The following is a 14961-nucleotide window of genomic DNA, read 5'->3' as shown; positions in this document are numbered from 1 at the left end:
GGGGAGGGGGGGGGGGGGGGGGGGGGGGGGGGGGGGGGGGGGGGGGGGGGGGGGGGGGGGGGGGGGGGGGGTGGGGGGGGGGGGGGGGGGGGGTGGGGTGGATGCTGCGGCTCGCGTATCGAGGAGGACGTCTGGGGCAGCTGTCGGGTGGTCCACCGAGGTGGTCTTGTCCTGCACAGGCGGGGAGGTGGTGGGTTCTCCACTGGTGAGGCGCGGGTCGCCCGCGGGTGTTGTGTCTGGTGTTGGCTGGAGGTATGCAATTGGTCGCAACACAGCCTGGACCAGCATGTTTGTTGGTGTGCGAGGGTGTGGGAATGTCGGTGGTGGGGTGTTGACTGACCGTATGAAGTACCCCGATTTCATGCCCGACCCGAACACCCTGACGCCTGAGGAGTACGCGGATCTGACCGCGGAGCTCGGCCCCGATGAGCTGAACGTGCTCGACGGTGACGTGCTGTTGGAGGGGCTGGTGCAGTCCCGTCGTGAGCGGGCGCAGCAGGCCGCGTTCGAGTTCGCGAGAGTGGACCAGTTCCGGAGGCACCGCGAAGACTGCACTGCGGGGCGGACGGACACCTCGGGCCTGTTTGGGCGGGCGTTGCGGGCGGAACTCGCCGCCGCGTTATGTATCCCGGAAATTGCGGCGGAAGCTTTGCTGGTGCGCTCCCGCACCCTGATCGATGACCTGCCGGAGACGTTGTGGCGGTTGGGGGTTGGCCGGTTCTCGGAACGGCACGCCACCATCATCGCCGACCTCACCGCAGGGCTCACCCCCGAACAAGTGCGCCAGTTCGAGGAGCAGGTGCTCGAGTATGCGGAGACCTTGACGGTCGGGCTGTTCAAACGGAAAGCGGAACAGATCAAGGAACTGGTCCAGGCCGCCGATATGGAACAACGCCATACCGAAGCGCGATCGAATCGGGAAGTGTGGGTCGAACCCGGGGGCAACGGGATGGGATGGCTCACCGCCTACCTCCCAAACGTGCAGATTGTCGCGATCGACAACCGGCTCACCGCTGCCGCCCGATCGTTGCAGGGCGACGGAGAGGAGCGCACGATGCGTCAGTTGCGGGCGGATGCGTTCGCGGACATCCTCACCGACCCCGGCGCCATCATCCCCGCCGACGAATCCGAGGACGAGGCTGGGGCGGGGGCTGGGTCGACCGGTGGTCTGCGCATCCCGACGATGCACCGCGGTATCCGCGCTGAGGTATCCCTGATCGTCCCGGCCCTGTCGGTGATGGGACAGACCAACACCCCGGGGATGCTGGAGGGCGGTATCCCGATCGATGCGGAGACGGCGCGGGAGTTGGCGGGGAACGCGACCGGGTTCACCCGCATCCTCACCCACCCCGAAACCGGCATCGTCCTGTCCTTTGGCAAAGACCGGTACGAAGTCCCCACCGCCCTGAAGCGATACCTGAGGTATCGGGATCAAACCTGTCGGTTCATCGGATGCACCCGTAAGGCGAAGTTCTGCGACATCGACCACACCATCCCCTGGGCCGGGGCAGGCGAAACCACCCACCAGAACCTGGCGCATCTCTGCCGAAGTCATCACCAGGTGAAAGACGCTGGATGGGCAGTCACCCAAGCCCAGGACGGATCAGGCACGGTGACCTGGACCAGCCCACTCGGGCGAAAGTATTCGACCGAGGCCGTGCATCCGATCGGCGGCAAAGCAGCGCCACCAGCACCGCCATCGACCAGCGCAGGCAGCGGCGGGGCAAAGGCGCAAACCGAATGGCTGGACGACCCACCACCGTTCTAGCGATCAGGGCGACGCGAGGTCTGCTGGAGCCCACGCCATTCCGTGCATCGACCAATCGGAAGTTGCCAGGATCTCCGCGGATGAGAGTCGTATGCCGGTGGGCGGCGGAGGCGAGTCGTCCACGGAATCGGGGTGCTGTGTGGGTCTCACTGCGAGATCCTGCGTGGGCGCAACAGAGGTCATCGGGGTCACCTCGTGATCGGGTAGGGCTCGACGGGGGTTCGGGAACTTCGGGGGAACGAGCCACGACATCTCTATTCCAGGTGAGGTTCGACATGTGTGCTTGCTGGTCGAGCCCCGGCTTCTCGGGTAGCTCGAGCGCATCTGCCCTCTGGTGACATATACCCCTAGGGGGTATAGTCGGCAACATGAACGAGACAGATCTGGACACCGCGCACACCGGCGACGAAGCGCACGCTGACCACGATGAACATGGCGGCCATGGCGGGCACGGCGGGCACGGCGATCACGTCGGGCAGTTCCGTCGGTTGTTCTGGATCATGCTCGTAGTCGCCATCCCTGTCGTGCTGCTCAGCGACATGTTCGCGATGATCGTGGGGTACGCGCTGCCCGATGTTCCCGGCTTGTCGTGGGTACCCCCGGTGCTCGGCACGGTCATGTACTTCTGGGGCGGGCGACCATTCCTCACCGGCGCCGTCGACGAACTGCGCGGCCGCAAGCCCGGCATGATGCTCCTCATCGCCATGGCGATCACCGTGGCTTTCATCGCGTCGTGGGGCGCCAGTCTCGGCCTGCTCGACCACGAGCTCGCGTTCTGGTGGGAGCTCGCGCTGCTGATCGTGATCATGCTGCTCGGGCACTGGATCGAGATGCGGTCCCTCGCGCAGACGTCATCGGCGCTCGACTCCCTCGCGGCTCTGTTGCCAGACGAAGCGGAGCGCGTCGAACACGACGGCGCCATCGTCACTGTGCGCCCCTCGGAGCTGCGGCGCGACGACGTGGTCGTGGTGCGTCCGGGTGCGCGGGTGCCGGCCGACGGGCAGGTCACCGAGGGAACGGCAGACGTCGACGAGTCGATGATCACGGGGGAGTCCCGCCCGGTGAGCCGAGGCCCCGGGGCGACGGTCGTCGCGGGAACGGTGGCCACCGACACCGCGATCAGGGTGCGAATCACCGCGGTCGGCGACGATACGGCGCTTGCCGGCATCCAGCGCCTGGTCGCACAGGCCCAAGCATCGACCTCCCGCGCACAACGCCTCGCCGACCGGGCGGCGGGCTGGCTGTTCTGGTTCGCACTCGGGGCGGCCGTCATCACCGCGATCGCCTGGGCGGTCGTCGGCAGTCCGGATGACGCGGTCATCCGCACCATCACCGTGCTGGTCATCGCGTGCCCCCACGCCCTCGGGCTCGCCATTCCGCTGGTGGTCTCCATCGCTACCGAACGCGCCGCAAAGGCCGGCGTGCTGGTCACCGACCGGCTCGCGCTCGAGAGCATGCGCACCGTCGACACCGTGCTGTTCGACAAGACAGGCACCCTCACCCGCGGTGAGCCGGTAGTCGCCGCGATCCACGCCATCGGACGCACCGACGACGAGCTGCTGGCGATCGCTGCCGCAGCGGAATCCGATAGCGAGCACCCCCTGGCGCGCGCGATCGTCGCCGCGGCGGGGGAGCGAGACATCGCCGTGCCGACCGCGACGGCATTCACCGCGTCGACGGCGATCGGGGTACAGGCGACTGTCGCTGGACGCATCGTGAACGTGGGCGGCCCCCGCATGCTGGAGGCGCACGCCGGCCGGAGCGACGGGGCGAGCGCGGAGATGGGCGCGGCGGCCGGTGCCAGCGCCAACGCCGACACTCGTGCCACGACCAGTGCTACTGCGCCCGCGACGAAAGCGCTACCGCAGACCGCGCCGTGGGCCGACGCCGGCATGACCGTGCTGCACGTGCTGGAGGACGGGAAGGTCGTCGGTGCCATTGGCCTCGCCGACGAGGTGCGTCCGGAGTCACGCGCCGCGGTACGCGCGCTGACCGCCGCCGGGGTGCAGGTCGTGATGATCACCGGGGATTCCGCCGCGGTCGCGCACACCGTCGCCGAGGCGGTCGGCATCGAGCGGGTATTCGCGGGCGTGCGCCCCGAGGACAAGTCCGCGACCGTAGCCCAGTTGCAGGGGGAGGGCCGCAGGGTCGCGATGGTGGGCGACGGCGTCAACGACGCGCCCGCTCTCGCGCGAGCCGACGTGGGAATCGCGATCGGCGCCGGAACGGATGTGGCGATCGCGTCGGCCGGGGTGATCCTGGCCTCGGACGACCCGCGGTCGGTGCTTTCTGTCATCGAGCTCTCCCGCGCCAGCTACCGCAAGATGGCGCAGAACCTGTGGTGGGCGGCGGGCTACAACCTCATCTCTGTTCCGCTCGCGGCGGGGGTGCTCGCGCCGGTCGGTTTCGTGTTGCCGATGTCGGTCGGCGCGCTGCTCATGTCGGTGTCGACGATCGTCGTCGCGCTCAATGCGCAGCTGCTGCGACGGCTCGACCTCCGACCGGGACGCTGACGAACTCGAGCCCCCTGAGAGAGCAGCGCCGGGTCAGCGCTTCGCGAGCGCGGTCAACAGGGCCGCGGGCAGCTCGGGCTCCGGAACCGTCACGGCGAAGGTCGTGCCGTTGTGCTGCTGCACCACGATGCCGGGGCCACCGGCGAGCACGATCGCCGACCGCCCGGGCAGCACGCGGTAGCCCCAGCCTCCCCATTCGCGTGGGCTGATCGTTCCCGTCCGCGCCGAATCGACGGAGCCGAGCGCGATCCGCTTGATCGGCACGCGCAGCAGCGTCGACACGACGCGCAGCCCGCGACGGTCCACGCTCACCCGCAAACTCGCGAAGGCCAGCCCGATCACGGCGGTCAGGATAAGGGTGATGGATGCCGCGCTGGCGCCCGGGGTCGCCGCCGTGACGGCCACCACCCCGGCAACGACCGCGGCGATGACGGCGACCGCGGAGAACCATGCGAACAGCGGGAGCCGCACCGTCGTGAACCACGCCCCGGTCTCGTTCTCGCCGAGGGTCAGCGGCGGTCCGGAGTTCGGGAGGGGGTGGTCGCGCGTTCTGCGCGGCGAGAGCGCGTAGGGGATGAGCCCGTACGCACCCGCCGCCAGGGCGAGGAGCGACCAGGCGCCGGCATCCGGTTCCGGCGATCCGGTCGCGACGACCAGACCGGCGATCACCAGCCACAGCCCGGCGCTCAGACCGGCGATGAACCCCGCACCCAGCATCGTGACGCGGCGGATGTCGGCCGCGGCGGTCGCGAGGGCGATGGTGCCGACCACCGCACCCAGCAGGGCGAAGCTGCCGGTGGCGCCGATCGTGAGGGTGGTCGGCCAGGTCGAGGTGACCTCGGATCCATTCCATTGCCGCGGGAGGGTGCCGGGCAGCCGGTCGAACCAGAGCGCAGCCGTCACCGAGATGGCGACGACGGGCAGCCAGAGCGATGCGGCGGCGAGCTTCTCGCCCGGCGTCGGACGGGCATCGGGCGCTGCCGCCCCCGCGGTGGAAGTCTGGTCGGTCATCGCTCGGCCTCTCGTCGGGATGGTGCGCGTTTCTGGATGATGGTGAGCACGTCGGCCGTCGCGATGCCCAGGCGTTTCGCCTCTGCCAGCAGCTGGTCGGCCAGCTCGTTGAGGCGAACCGTGCCGGCACCGGCATCCACTCGCACGAATGCCCCACGCCCCTGCCGCATCTCGATGATTCCGTCGTCACGCAGCTGCGCGTACGCGCGCAGCACGGTGTGCATATTGATGTCGAGGGCGTCGGCGAGCTCTCGCGCGGGGGGCAGGCGGGTGCCGGGGTCGAGGGTTCCGTCGGTCACCGCGGCGCGTACCTGGGTGGCGACCTGCTCGGCGAGCGAGATGGTGGATGCCGGGTCGACGCGAAACAACATGTTTGCAATGTTAGTAGAACAATACCCGTTTGCGCCAGTGGTTTCCCGCGAGGGGCCTGCCGTCGTCTGCGGTCGTGACGGTTCTAGCGGAATGCGCGGCTGATGCCCCCGCCGACCTGGAAGAGGCTGATCCACATCAGCAGTCGCCGCGCGGGGTGGAGGGGCCAGGTCACGATGCGGCGCACGCCGGCGCGGCGCGTCCACTGCGTGTCGAGGTGCAGCTGGGTGCCGCCGGTGGCCGGGGTGAGGGTGATTGTGAGCAGGTTCGTGCTGCTGCGGGGGAGGTCGGGGTATGTGGTGCGCCAGGCAATGGTGGCGGGGGTGGCGGGGGTGCGTGGTACCGGTGCCGGTGCGTTCGCGATCGCGAGTTCGATCCTGCGGCGGCGGTAGCCCTCCCTGATGCGCTGGGGCTTCCCGTCGGGGCGGTGCGAGGCCGGGAACGCGTACCAGTGGGAGTCGTCGATCGGCTCGATGGTGCCGGCGAACGGTTCCCATTCGGGCATGCGGGAGGGATCGGCGAGCAGCGCCCAGACGTCGTCGACCGGGGCGGGCACGAAGACGTCGGCCTGGCTCGACAGGTCGCGGGGTCCGGCGCCGGCTCGCGGGGTCGCGCCGGGTGCCTGCGTCTCATCGAGTTGCCGCAGGATGGCCTCGGCAGGGGTGCCGAGGTGGTCGAGCAGGTCGTCGATCAATCCGCTGCGCTCGGCGAGTAATCGCCGCAGCACGGCCGCTGCGTAGTCGTCGTTCTGCGTTCTCGTCCGGTTCTGGGTTCTCGTCCGGTTCGACACTTTCCCCGGTCGCCTGCTCGCTCTCTTTCCCGCCTCGGCGAGCACCTTCTGCGCACGCGGCGTCCACTCGTAGCCGCTGGTCTCGTGGAACACGATGCGGCGGGTCTTCGGCGCACCGGTCACGATGCCGAGGCTCTCGAGCTGGGCGGCGTGGGTGGCGTCGACCGCGTTCCGTGCGCCCTCGAGCGTGATGCCGGCAGCGCGGAGTGCCTGCCCGGCGGAATGGCCGTCGAGCACGAGCGCGACGAAGAGGTGCTCGAGGTCGGCGGTGCGCAGGCTGAGGCGCGACGCCTCCTCCATCGCGCTCATGGAGAGCGCCTGCATGGTCGCGGCGGTCGCGGCGAACGAGGTCACGGGTTTCTCCTGGGTACGGGGATGGACGGGTCGACGCGCTTCGCGTACTTCTTGTGCACGGCCTGGCGGGTCACCCCGAGGGCGTCGGCGATCTCGAGCCACCCCACTCCCTGGCGCAGGGCGGCCTCGACCTGGTCGAGTTCGAGGGCGTCGGCGAGCGCCCGCAGCGAGACGATCGCGCGGAGGCCGGCGCGCGGGTCGGTGGTGTTCGCCGCGTCGGCGGCGAGTCGTGCGGGCTGTGCGGGCTGCATACGAGCAACCTACGTTGCTTATGCGAAATAGGCAACCAGGGTTGCTTATCGGTCCGAGTTAGGGGTGCCTCAGCGCAGGTGGGAGCCAAGGATGCGTGCCCCGTCGGCGAAGGCGCCCGGGTTGGGTCCGGAGTAGTTGAGACGGATGCGGGGTCCCTCGGGTTCGGCCGGATACCACTCGTGGCCCGCGCCGATGAGCAGCCCGTCGGCCTCGCAGGAGGCCACGAGCCTCGGCACGTCGACGCCGTCGGTGAGTCGGATCCACAGGTTCAGACCGCCGCGCGGTATCCCGTCGATGTGCGCCATGGGGGCGTGCTGCCGCAGGCTCGAGGCGAGCAGGTCGCGGCGCGCACCGAGCTGCTGGCGGAGTCCGCGCAGGTGCGTCTGGAACCCGGGGTGCGTCACCACGTCGAGGGCGGCGGCCTGCAGCACGCCGCTGACGTACATCGCGTCGGCGGCGCGATCGTTGCGGATGCGGTCGCGCGCCGGCCCCCGGGCGATCACCGCGCCGACCCGGATGGCGGGCGCGACGCTCTTGGTGAGCGAACGGAAGTAGACGACGTGCCCGCCGGTGTCGAGTCGCGCGAGGGGAGCGGGGTCGGCCTCGATGCCGAAGTCGTGCGCCCAGTCGTCTTCGATGAGAAAGGCGGAGTGGCGCTGCGCGACCTCGAGCATCCGGGCCGCGACCTGCGGCGACCACTGCGCGCCCGTGGGGTTCGCGAAGGTGGGCTGCACGTACATCGCGCGCGCACCGGTCTCGACGAAGGCGCGGTCGACCTCGTCGGGGTCAGGTCCGCTGGCCCCGCTCGGGATCGGCACGACATCGACGCCGGCCTGCGCTGCGGCGGTGATGGCGCCCCAGTAAGTGGGGGACTCCACGAGCAGGGGGCGGCCGGGGCCGACCAGGGCGCGGAACACCGAGCCGAGTCCGCTCTGCGTGCCGGGCAGGATGGTGACGTCACCGGGCATCGGGGGCGTCACCCCGGCCGGTGTGGACGCGGCGACCTCGGCGGCGAACCATGCCTGCAGCTCGGGCAGCCCGGCTACCGGTGACCGGGTGAACGCGGCATCCGACCGCGACGCCCGGGCGAGGGCTGCCCGCACCAGGCGTTCCGGCAACAGTTCGCGGGTCGGGTAGCCCGCGTGCAGCGCGATGCGGTCGTTCGTGGCATCCCGCATCGCCGACGTCGCGGCGCTCACGCGGGCCGGCGGGGTGCGCAGGGCCCCGGTCTGCCAGCCGTAGTCGACCGGACGGGCGAGCCGGGTCGCGCGCACGAAGGTGCCGGCGCCCGGCCTGCTCTCGATGAGTCCGCGGGTGGCCAGCGTGCGCAGCGCCTTCTGCACGGTCACCGGGCTGGCGCCGTATTCCGCGACGAGCACGCGTGTCGACGGCAAGCGGGCGCCGGGGCCCGCGGTCTCGATCAGGGCGAGCAACCCATCGACGATGCGCGTGCTGCTATCGTTGTCCATGACCAGCAACGATAGCGCTATCGCTTCCCGCACCGCAGTGATATCCACGCCTGCATCCGGCATCCGATGGGGTCTCACCGGGGTCGTCGCCTTCTCGTTCACCGTCGTGTTCACCCGGATCGCGGTCGACGGCATGTCACCCCTGTTCGTCGGGGCTGGCCGCGCCGTCGTCGCTGCCGCGCTCGCCGCCATGGTGCTGGTCGCGACCAGGCAGCGCCTGCCCCGCGGCGCGCAGTGGGGTCGCCTGCTCGTCGTCGCGGGCGGGGTGGTCATCGGGTTTCCGCTGCTCACGTCGTTCGCGCTGCAGACGGCGCCCGCGAGCCACGGCGCGGTCGTGATCGCCCTGCTGCCCGCGATGACCGCGGTCGTCGTAGTCATCCGCACCGGGGAGCGCCCGTCCAGGCTGTTCTGGATCATGGCCGTCGCGGGCGCCGTGGCAGCGGTGGGATTCGCCGCGGTCGGGGGCGCTGGTGCCACCGGCGGTTTCGCCCTGCACGGGTCGGACGCACTGCTGTTCGCCGCGGTGGTCGCGGGTGCGATCGGGTATGCCGAGGGGGGAAAGCTGTCGCGGGAGCTCGGATCGTGGCAGACCATCTCCTGGGCGCTCGTACTCGTCGCCCCGGTGATGATCGCGCTGACCGCGGTCTCGGTCGGGGTCGAACCGCCCGCGGCGACTGCCGCGGAGTGGGCCGCGTTCGGCTACCTCGCGGTCGTCAGCATGTTCCTCGGGTTCTTCGCCTGGTACCGCGGCCTCGCGATCGGACCGATGGCGAGGGTCAGCCAGGTGCAGCTCGTGCAACCGGTGCTGAGCATCGTGTGGGCGGCGCTGATCCTGCACGAGCAGCTGACCTGGGCCACCGTCGCGGGCGGCGCGGCGGTGGTGCTGTGCGCGGCGGTCGCGGTGCGCGCGCGGATCCGATAGCTGCTCTGGCCCCTCGCCCCGATGTGCTCTGGTCGCTCGCCCCGATGTGATGGACTCGACCGGTGCATGAATACCGCAGTTACGTCGCGATCGGCGACAGCTTCACCGAGGGACTCGGCGACGACCAGCCAGACGGCAGCGTGCGCGGCTGGGCCGACCTCGTCGCCCTCGGCCTCGCTCTCACGTCGACGACCCCGGTGACCTACGCCAACCTCGCCATTCGCGGGCGCCTGCTCGCCCCCATCATCACCGGCCAACTGGATGCCGCTATCGCCCTGCACCCCGCCCTGCTCAGCCTCAACGGCGGCGGCAACGACATCCTCCGCCCGCGCGTCGCGATCGCGTCGATCGCCGACCAGATCGAGGCCGCCGTCGACAGGGCGAGCGCGAGCGGCGCACACGTGCTGCTCGTCAGCGGAGGAAACCCGTCTGCCCACCTCCCGCTCGGCGCGGTGTTCCAGCGGCGCGGCGATGCCCTCGCCGAAGCGGTGCGGCAGCGCATCCCCGAGCACGGCGTCACGTTCGTCGACAACTGGGCCGACCCCGGCCTCGGCGATGTCCGGTACTGGTCGAGGGACAAGCTGCACCTCAACTCGCGCGGCCACGAACGGGTCGCGGGTAACGTGCTCGCCGGGCTCGGGCTGCCCGTTCCCGACGTCTCGACCGGTGAAGTCGTCGCCGTCCCAGCGCAGCGCACCGCCGACTACTGGCGCGAGTACGTGCTGCCGTGGGTGGGGCGTCGCATCACCGGCCGGTCGTCCGGCGACAACCGCGAGCCGAAGAGCGCGGTACTTCGCCCGGTCGAGGTGCCCAGGGCCTGACGGTCGGTAGCCCGCAGCCAACCCCCGCGGCCAACCCCCGCCGGCTGCGACAATGAACCGGTGATCATTCTCGCGGCGACGCCCATCGGCAACCTGGGCGACGCCTCCCGCAGGCTCATCGAAGCGCTCACCAACGCCGAGGTCATCGCGGCAGAGGACACCAGGGTCACCATCCACCTGATGCGGGCTCTCGGCATCGAGAACCGTCCCCGCCTCGTCGCGCTGCACGAGCACAACGAGTCAGAGAAGGCGGGCGAACTCGTCGAGCTCGCCCGCGACTCCGACGTTCTCGTGCTGTCGGATGCCGGCATGCCCGCCATCAGCGACCCCGGGTTCCCCCTGGTCGCCGCCGCGGCAGCCGCCGGCGTCACCGTGACCGCGATCCCCGGGCCATCGGCCGTGATCACCGCCCTCGCCCTCTCCGGCCTGCCCACCGACCGGTTCAGCTTCGAGGGATTCATGCCCCGCAAGGGGCGCAAGGCCGCACTCGGCGTGCTCGCGCGCGAGCCCCGCACCATGGTCTTCTTCGAGTCGCCGCACCGCCTCGCCGAATCGCTCGCCGACATCGCCGCCGCCATGGGCGACGACCGCCGCGTCGCCGTCTGCCGCGAGCTCACCAAGCTCTACGAGGAGGTCAGGCGCGGCACCGCGGCCGAGCTCGCGGAATGGGCCGCTGCCGGGGTCAAGGGCGAGATCTGCATCGTCATCGAGGGAGCCGCCGCACTCGAGGTCGACCTCGGCGCGGGCATCTCGCAGGTGCAGGCACTCGTCGCCTCCGGCGTCACGCTGAAGGATGCATCCACCGAGGTCGCCTCGACGACCGGGCTCGGTCGCCGCGACCTCTACCAGGGGGCGCTCGCCGCGAGAAAGCCGGCGTAGCTGCCCGACACCCCTCGTGCAGGTGATCGCCCCCGCGACTTTGCCGCGAATTCACCATCGGAGCGTGACCTGTACGAGGGTCACCACCGACCCCTTCACCCCTGGGGAGCATTCAGCACATGGCACTTTTCTCGAACCGGAGCGGATCGCGGAGGGCACTCGTGCTCGTCTCCGCCGCCCTCCTGGCCGGATCCGCGATCGCGGTTCCCGCTGCGGCAATGGCCGCACCGAAAGACAACGGCGGCGCCACCCGCAACGAGGGAGACAACGCGCAGCTGCTGCGCGACTCCATCGTCGACGGGCCCGCGAAGAACGTCATCCTGCTGATCGGCGACGGCATGGGCGACTCCGAGATCACCGTCGCCCGCAACTACGCCTACGGTGCAGCGGGCGAACTGCCGGGCATCGATGCCCTGCCCATCACCGGCCAGTACACGACCTACGGGCTGTACAAGGACGGCGCGAACAAGGGCAAGCCCGACTACGTGCCGGATTCCGCGGCCACCGGGTCGGCCTGGGCCACCGGTACCAAGACCTACGACAACGCCGTGTCGGTCGACATCGACGGTGCTCCCCAGGACACCCTGATCGAGATCGCGAAGGCCAACGGGCTCAGGACCGGCAACGTCTCGACCGCCGAGATCCAGGACGCCACCCCCGCGGTGCAGGTCGCGCACGTCGACGCGCGCAGCTGCTACGGCCCCGACAGCACCACCTGTGGTGACGATGCCCTCGCGGCCGGCGGACTCGGATCGATCAGCGAGCAGCTCATCGACACTCGCGCCGACGTGACGCTCGGTGGAGGCTCCGCCAGCTTCCTGCAGACCGCCAAGGCCGGCCAGTACGAGGGGCAGACGCTGTTCGCCCAGGCCGAGGCCCGCGGGTACCAGCTCGCCGGCACCGCCGAGGAGCTCGCCGCCGTGGCATCCGCCGATCAGACCGCACCGGTGCTCGGCCTGTTCACCGCCGGCAACTTCCCGACCCGATACGCGCCGACCGTCGCGACCGTCGGGGGAGCGGATGCCCCGGCAGCCGCCTGCACCGAGAACCCGACCCGCCTGCCGGGCGAGCTGTCGCTCTCGTCACTCACCGACAAGGCCATCTCGCTGCTCGACACCGACGACAGCGAGGGATTCTTCCTCCAGGTCGAGGGCGCCTCGATCGACAAGCAGGACCACGCCGCGAACGCCTGCGGCCAGATCGGCGAGACCATCGACCTCGACGAGGCCGTGCAGTCCGCGCTCGAGTACGCCGAGGCCGACGGCAACACCCTGGTGATCGTCACCGCCGACCACGCCCACTCCAGCCAGATCGTCGACAACACCCCGCCGACCGCGCTCAGCACCGCGCTGGTCACGGCCGACGGCACCACGATGAAGGTCTCCTACGGCACCGCGGAACTCGGCGGATCGCAGCAGCACACCGGTTCGCAGGTGCGCATCGCGGCTTACGGTCCGGGAGCGGCCAACGTCTCGGGACTGACCGACCAGACCGACACCTTCTTCACCATGGCGCAGGCCCTGCAGCTGGATCGTGACCTGCCGGCGCAGAGCGCGGCGGCCACCGTGCAGATCGACCCGGTCACCGTGGAGCCGGGCGCCGAGTTCACCGTGACGGGTACCGCCTTCGCGGGCGACCGCCAGGTGACCGGAACCATCGAACCGGCCGGGCTCGAGCTGCCTGCCGTCGACGTGATCGACGGCACGGTGACCTACGACCTCACCGCACCCGAGGCCGAGGGAGTGCAGACGGTCACCCTGACCGGCGTGCAGAGCGGCGTCACGGTGAGCGCCGAGATGACGGTTGCGGCAGGGGCTCCGGCACCCACCGACCCGTCGCCGTCACCGTCGGCCCCGGTCACCCCGGGCGACGGCACGGGCAATGGAACGGGTGCCGGCCCCGCCGGATCCGTCGGCGGCGGAATCGGCAGCAGCAGCAACGGCAGCGGCGCCAGCACGGGCGGCCTCGCGTCGACCGGTGCGGTCGTCACGCCTATCGCGGTGCTCGCCGGGCTCATGCTCGTTCTCGGCCTCGCCCTGCGCGGCGGCCGCAAGGACGTCACCGCATAGCACCACAGAACGCGGCAGCACCAGCACGCGCCGCCGCGCGCGCGTACTGACCTCGCGGGGAAGGGCCATCCGGATCGGGTGGCCCTTTCTCGTGCGCGCGGCGTGCGCGCGTCTAGTCGTGGGCGGCGGCGCGGGCCCGGTAGGCGTTGACGTGCATGCGGTTGCCGCAGTTGCCGACGTCGCAGTAGCGCTTCGACCGGTTGCGCGAGAAGTCGACGAACACGGCGTCGCAGTCGTCTGCCCCGCACCGCTGCAGGCGATGCAGCTCGTCGGCCCGGATCACGTCGATGAACGCCATCGCGACCTCCACCCGCATGCGGGTCGCCAGCGGGGACTGGGGGTCGGTGGCGTGCAGGTGCCAGTCCCAGCCGTCGTGCCGCACCAGCTGGGGGAGTGCGACCTCGGTGCGCAGGATCTCGTTCACGCGCTCCGCCGCGTCGTCGCGGCTGAGGGTCCACAGTTCGCGCAGCTCCGGGCGCAGCGCCCGCATCTGGTCGAGCTCGGTGGCGTCGCGATCGCGCCGGCCGGTCCACACGTTGCCGTCGAGGAGGGCCGCGAGTTGCTCGACGGTCGACAGCTCGTCGTCGCCGGACCTGGACGCCCCGGCGACCGTGTTCACGAGCGCCGCCGTCATCTTCAGCGTCGCTTCGGTGTCATAGGTGAACTGCATGTTGACTCCTGACAGCCGGGACCATTACTGTCACTAGTCTAAACGATTTAGGTAATGACAGACCCGTGTTGCGGGCCAGGCGGGAGCGGGCGATGGCGTCGACGATGCGGGCACCCGTCGTCACGGTTCCCCGCCAGTCGGGCCTCGTGCTCGCGTTGCTGTCTGCCGCGGCCTTCGGGGCGAGCGGCCCATTCATGAAGCCCCTTCTTGAAGCGGGCTGGTCACCGGTCGCCGCAGTCGCCGCGCGCGCGGGCCTCGCCGGTCTCGTGCTGCTCGTGCCCGCGCTGATGGCGCTGCACGGCCGCTACCGCCTGCTGCTGCAGCACGCGCGCTTCATCGTCGCCTACGGGCTCATCGCGGTGATGGGCACCCAGGTGCTGTACTTCGCGGCCATCGAGCGCCTGCCGATCGGCGTGGCGCTGCTCATCGAGTACTCGGCCCCCGTGCTGCTCGTGCTGCTCGCCTGGGCGCGTACGCGGCGCGCCCCCGCCGCGGTGACCATTCTGGGCACCCTGTTGAGCATCGCGGGCCTCGTGCTCGTGATCGGCCCGAGCGGCCTGGGCGACCTCGACCCGCTCGGCATCGCGTTCGCGGCCGGCGCCGCGGCCTGCCTGGCCTGCTACTTTCTGCTCTCCGCGACCCCCACCGAGGGCCTGCCGCCCGTGGTGCTCGTGTGCGCAGGGCTGCTCGTCGGCGCGGCGACCCTGCTCGTCATCGGCGTCACCGGGCTGCTGCCGCTCACCGTCACCCTCGAACCGGTCACCCTGCTCGGCACCGACGGCGTGCCGTGGTTCGTCCCGCTCGCGGTCGTCGTGCTGGTGTCGACGGCGTTCGCCTACCTGACCGGCCTGGTCGGCGCGGCCAGGCTCGGCTCCCGCGTCGCCTCGTTCGTCGGGCTGTCTGAAGTGCTGTTCGCGGTGCTGCTGTCGTGGCTGCTGCTCGGCGAGGTACCGACGCTGATGCAGGCGCTCGGCGGACTGCTCGTCGTCGGCGGGGTGATCGCCATCAAGCTCGAGCGCGAGAAGGCGGCCGTGCCAGCACCGACTGACGCGCTGGCGCCCTAGTCGCGCTCGA

Annotated in this window: 13 protein-coding genes; 7 read left to right on the top strand and 6 right to left on the bottom strand. The window is 70.7% G+C overall.

Translation table 11 applies throughout. From position 1 onward, the window contains the following. Window positions 1-343: 343 nt before the first annotated feature. Window positions 344-1768 carry an HNH endonuclease gene (locus tag G5S38_RS05340; protein WP_165065421.1) on the top strand — a complete coding sequence of 475 codons (1425 nt, stop codon included), beginning with the start codon at window positions 344-346 and terminating at the stop codon, window positions 1766-1768. A 368-nt stretch (window positions 1769-2136) separates the two neighbouring features. Further along, complete coding sequence (locus G5S38_RS05335; protein ID WP_165065418.1) at window positions 2137-4281, top strand: heavy metal translocating P-type ATPase; 2145 nt, start codon at window positions 2137-2139, stop codon at window positions 4279-4281. A gap of 33 nt (window positions 4282-4314) precedes the next feature. On the opposite strand, the gene G5S38_RS05330 is transcribed toward G5S38_RS05335, so the two are convergent. The 5 genes from G5S38_RS05330 to G5S38_RS05310 form a co-directional block, all read right to left on the bottom strand. Further along, a complete protein-coding gene (locus tag G5S38_RS05330; protein ID WP_165065415.1) occupies window positions 4315-5292 on the bottom strand; it encodes a hypothetical protein in 978 nt (325 codons plus the stop codon). Continuing rightward, on the bottom strand, window positions 5289-5663 hold the full coding sequence (locus G5S38_RS05325) for a GntR family transcriptional regulator (protein ID WP_165065412.1): 375 nt from the start codon (window positions 5661-5663) through the stop codon (window positions 5289-5291). Before G5S38_RS05325 ends, G5S38_RS05330 begins: the two co-directional genes overlap by 4 nt. Window positions 5664-5746: 83 nt before the next feature. Beyond that, window positions 5747-6805: an SRPBCC family protein gene (locus G5S38_RS05320; protein WP_165065409.1), complete on the bottom strand. Its 1059-nt coding sequence runs from the start codon at window positions 6803-6805 to the stop codon at window positions 5747-5749. Further along, window positions 6802-7056, bottom strand: a complete 255-nt coding sequence (locus tag G5S38_RS05315) for a hypothetical protein (RefSeq protein WP_165065406.1) — start codon at window positions 7054-7056, stop codon at window positions 6802-6804. The genes G5S38_RS05320 and G5S38_RS05315 overlap by 4 nt, the downstream gene beginning before the upstream one ends. 69 nt (window positions 7057-7125) lie before the next feature. After that, window positions 7126-8526 (bottom strand): aminotransferase-like domain-containing protein, encoded by a 1401-nt coding sequence (locus G5S38_RS05310; RefSeq protein ID WP_165065403.1) that lies wholly within the window; start codon window positions 8524-8526, stop codon window positions 7126-7128. On the opposite strand from G5S38_RS05310, the gene G5S38_RS05305 reads away from it, so the two are divergent. From G5S38_RS05305 to phoA, 4 genes are all read left to right on the top strand, one after another. Beyond that, the gene (locus G5S38_RS05305) at window positions 8525-9448 is read left to right on the top strand and encodes a DMT family transporter (protein WP_201276588.1); all 924 of its coding nucleotides are present in this window, start codon (window positions 8525-8527) and stop codon (window positions 9446-9448) included. The genes G5S38_RS05310 and G5S38_RS05305 overlap by 2 nt on opposite strands. A 62-nt stretch (window positions 9449-9510) precedes the next feature. Then, a complete protein-coding gene (locus G5S38_RS05300; RefSeq protein WP_165065396.1) occupies window positions 9511-10269 on the top strand; it encodes an SGNH/GDSL hydrolase family protein in 759 nt (252 codons plus the stop codon). A 60-nt stretch (window positions 10270-10329) separates the two neighbouring features. Then, the gene (gene rsmI, locus G5S38_RS05295; protein ID WP_165065393.1) at window positions 10330-11148 is read left to right on the top strand and encodes a 16S rRNA (cytidine(1402)-2'-O)-methyltransferase; all 819 of its coding nucleotides are present in this window, start codon (window positions 10330-10332) and stop codon (window positions 11146-11148) included. Window positions 11149-11267: 119 nt separating this feature from the next. Next, window positions 11268-13217, top strand: coding sequence for an alkaline phosphatase (gene phoA / locus G5S38_RS05290; RefSeq protein WP_165065390.1), 1950 nt, complete (start codon window positions 11268-11270; stop codon window positions 13215-13217). 112 nt (window positions 13218-13329) lie between these two features. On the opposite strand, the gene G5S38_RS05285 is transcribed toward phoA, so the two are convergent. After that, entirely contained in the window at window positions 13330-13887 is a 558-nt protein-coding gene (locus tag G5S38_RS05285) for a CGNR zinc finger domain-containing protein (RefSeq protein ID WP_165065387.1), read from the bottom strand. Between the two features lie 65 nt (window positions 13888-13952). On the opposite strand from G5S38_RS05285, the gene G5S38_RS05280 reads away from it, so the two are divergent. Continuing rightward, window positions 13953-14951 carry an EamA family transporter gene (locus tag G5S38_RS05280; RefSeq protein WP_235928915.1) on the top strand — a complete coding sequence of 333 codons (999 nt, stop codon included), beginning with the start codon at window positions 13953-13955 and terminating at the stop codon, window positions 14949-14951. The last annotated feature ends 10 nt before the right edge of the window (window positions 14952-14961 follow it).

The organism is Marisediminicola senii (genome assembly GCF_011057645.1).
Lineage (GTDB): Bacteria > Actinomycetota > Actinomycetes > Actinomycetales > Microbacteriaceae > Marisediminicola > Marisediminicola senii.
Note: the sequence above shows the minus strand (reverse complement) of the source record. Positions and strands in the feature narration are given on the sequence as shown.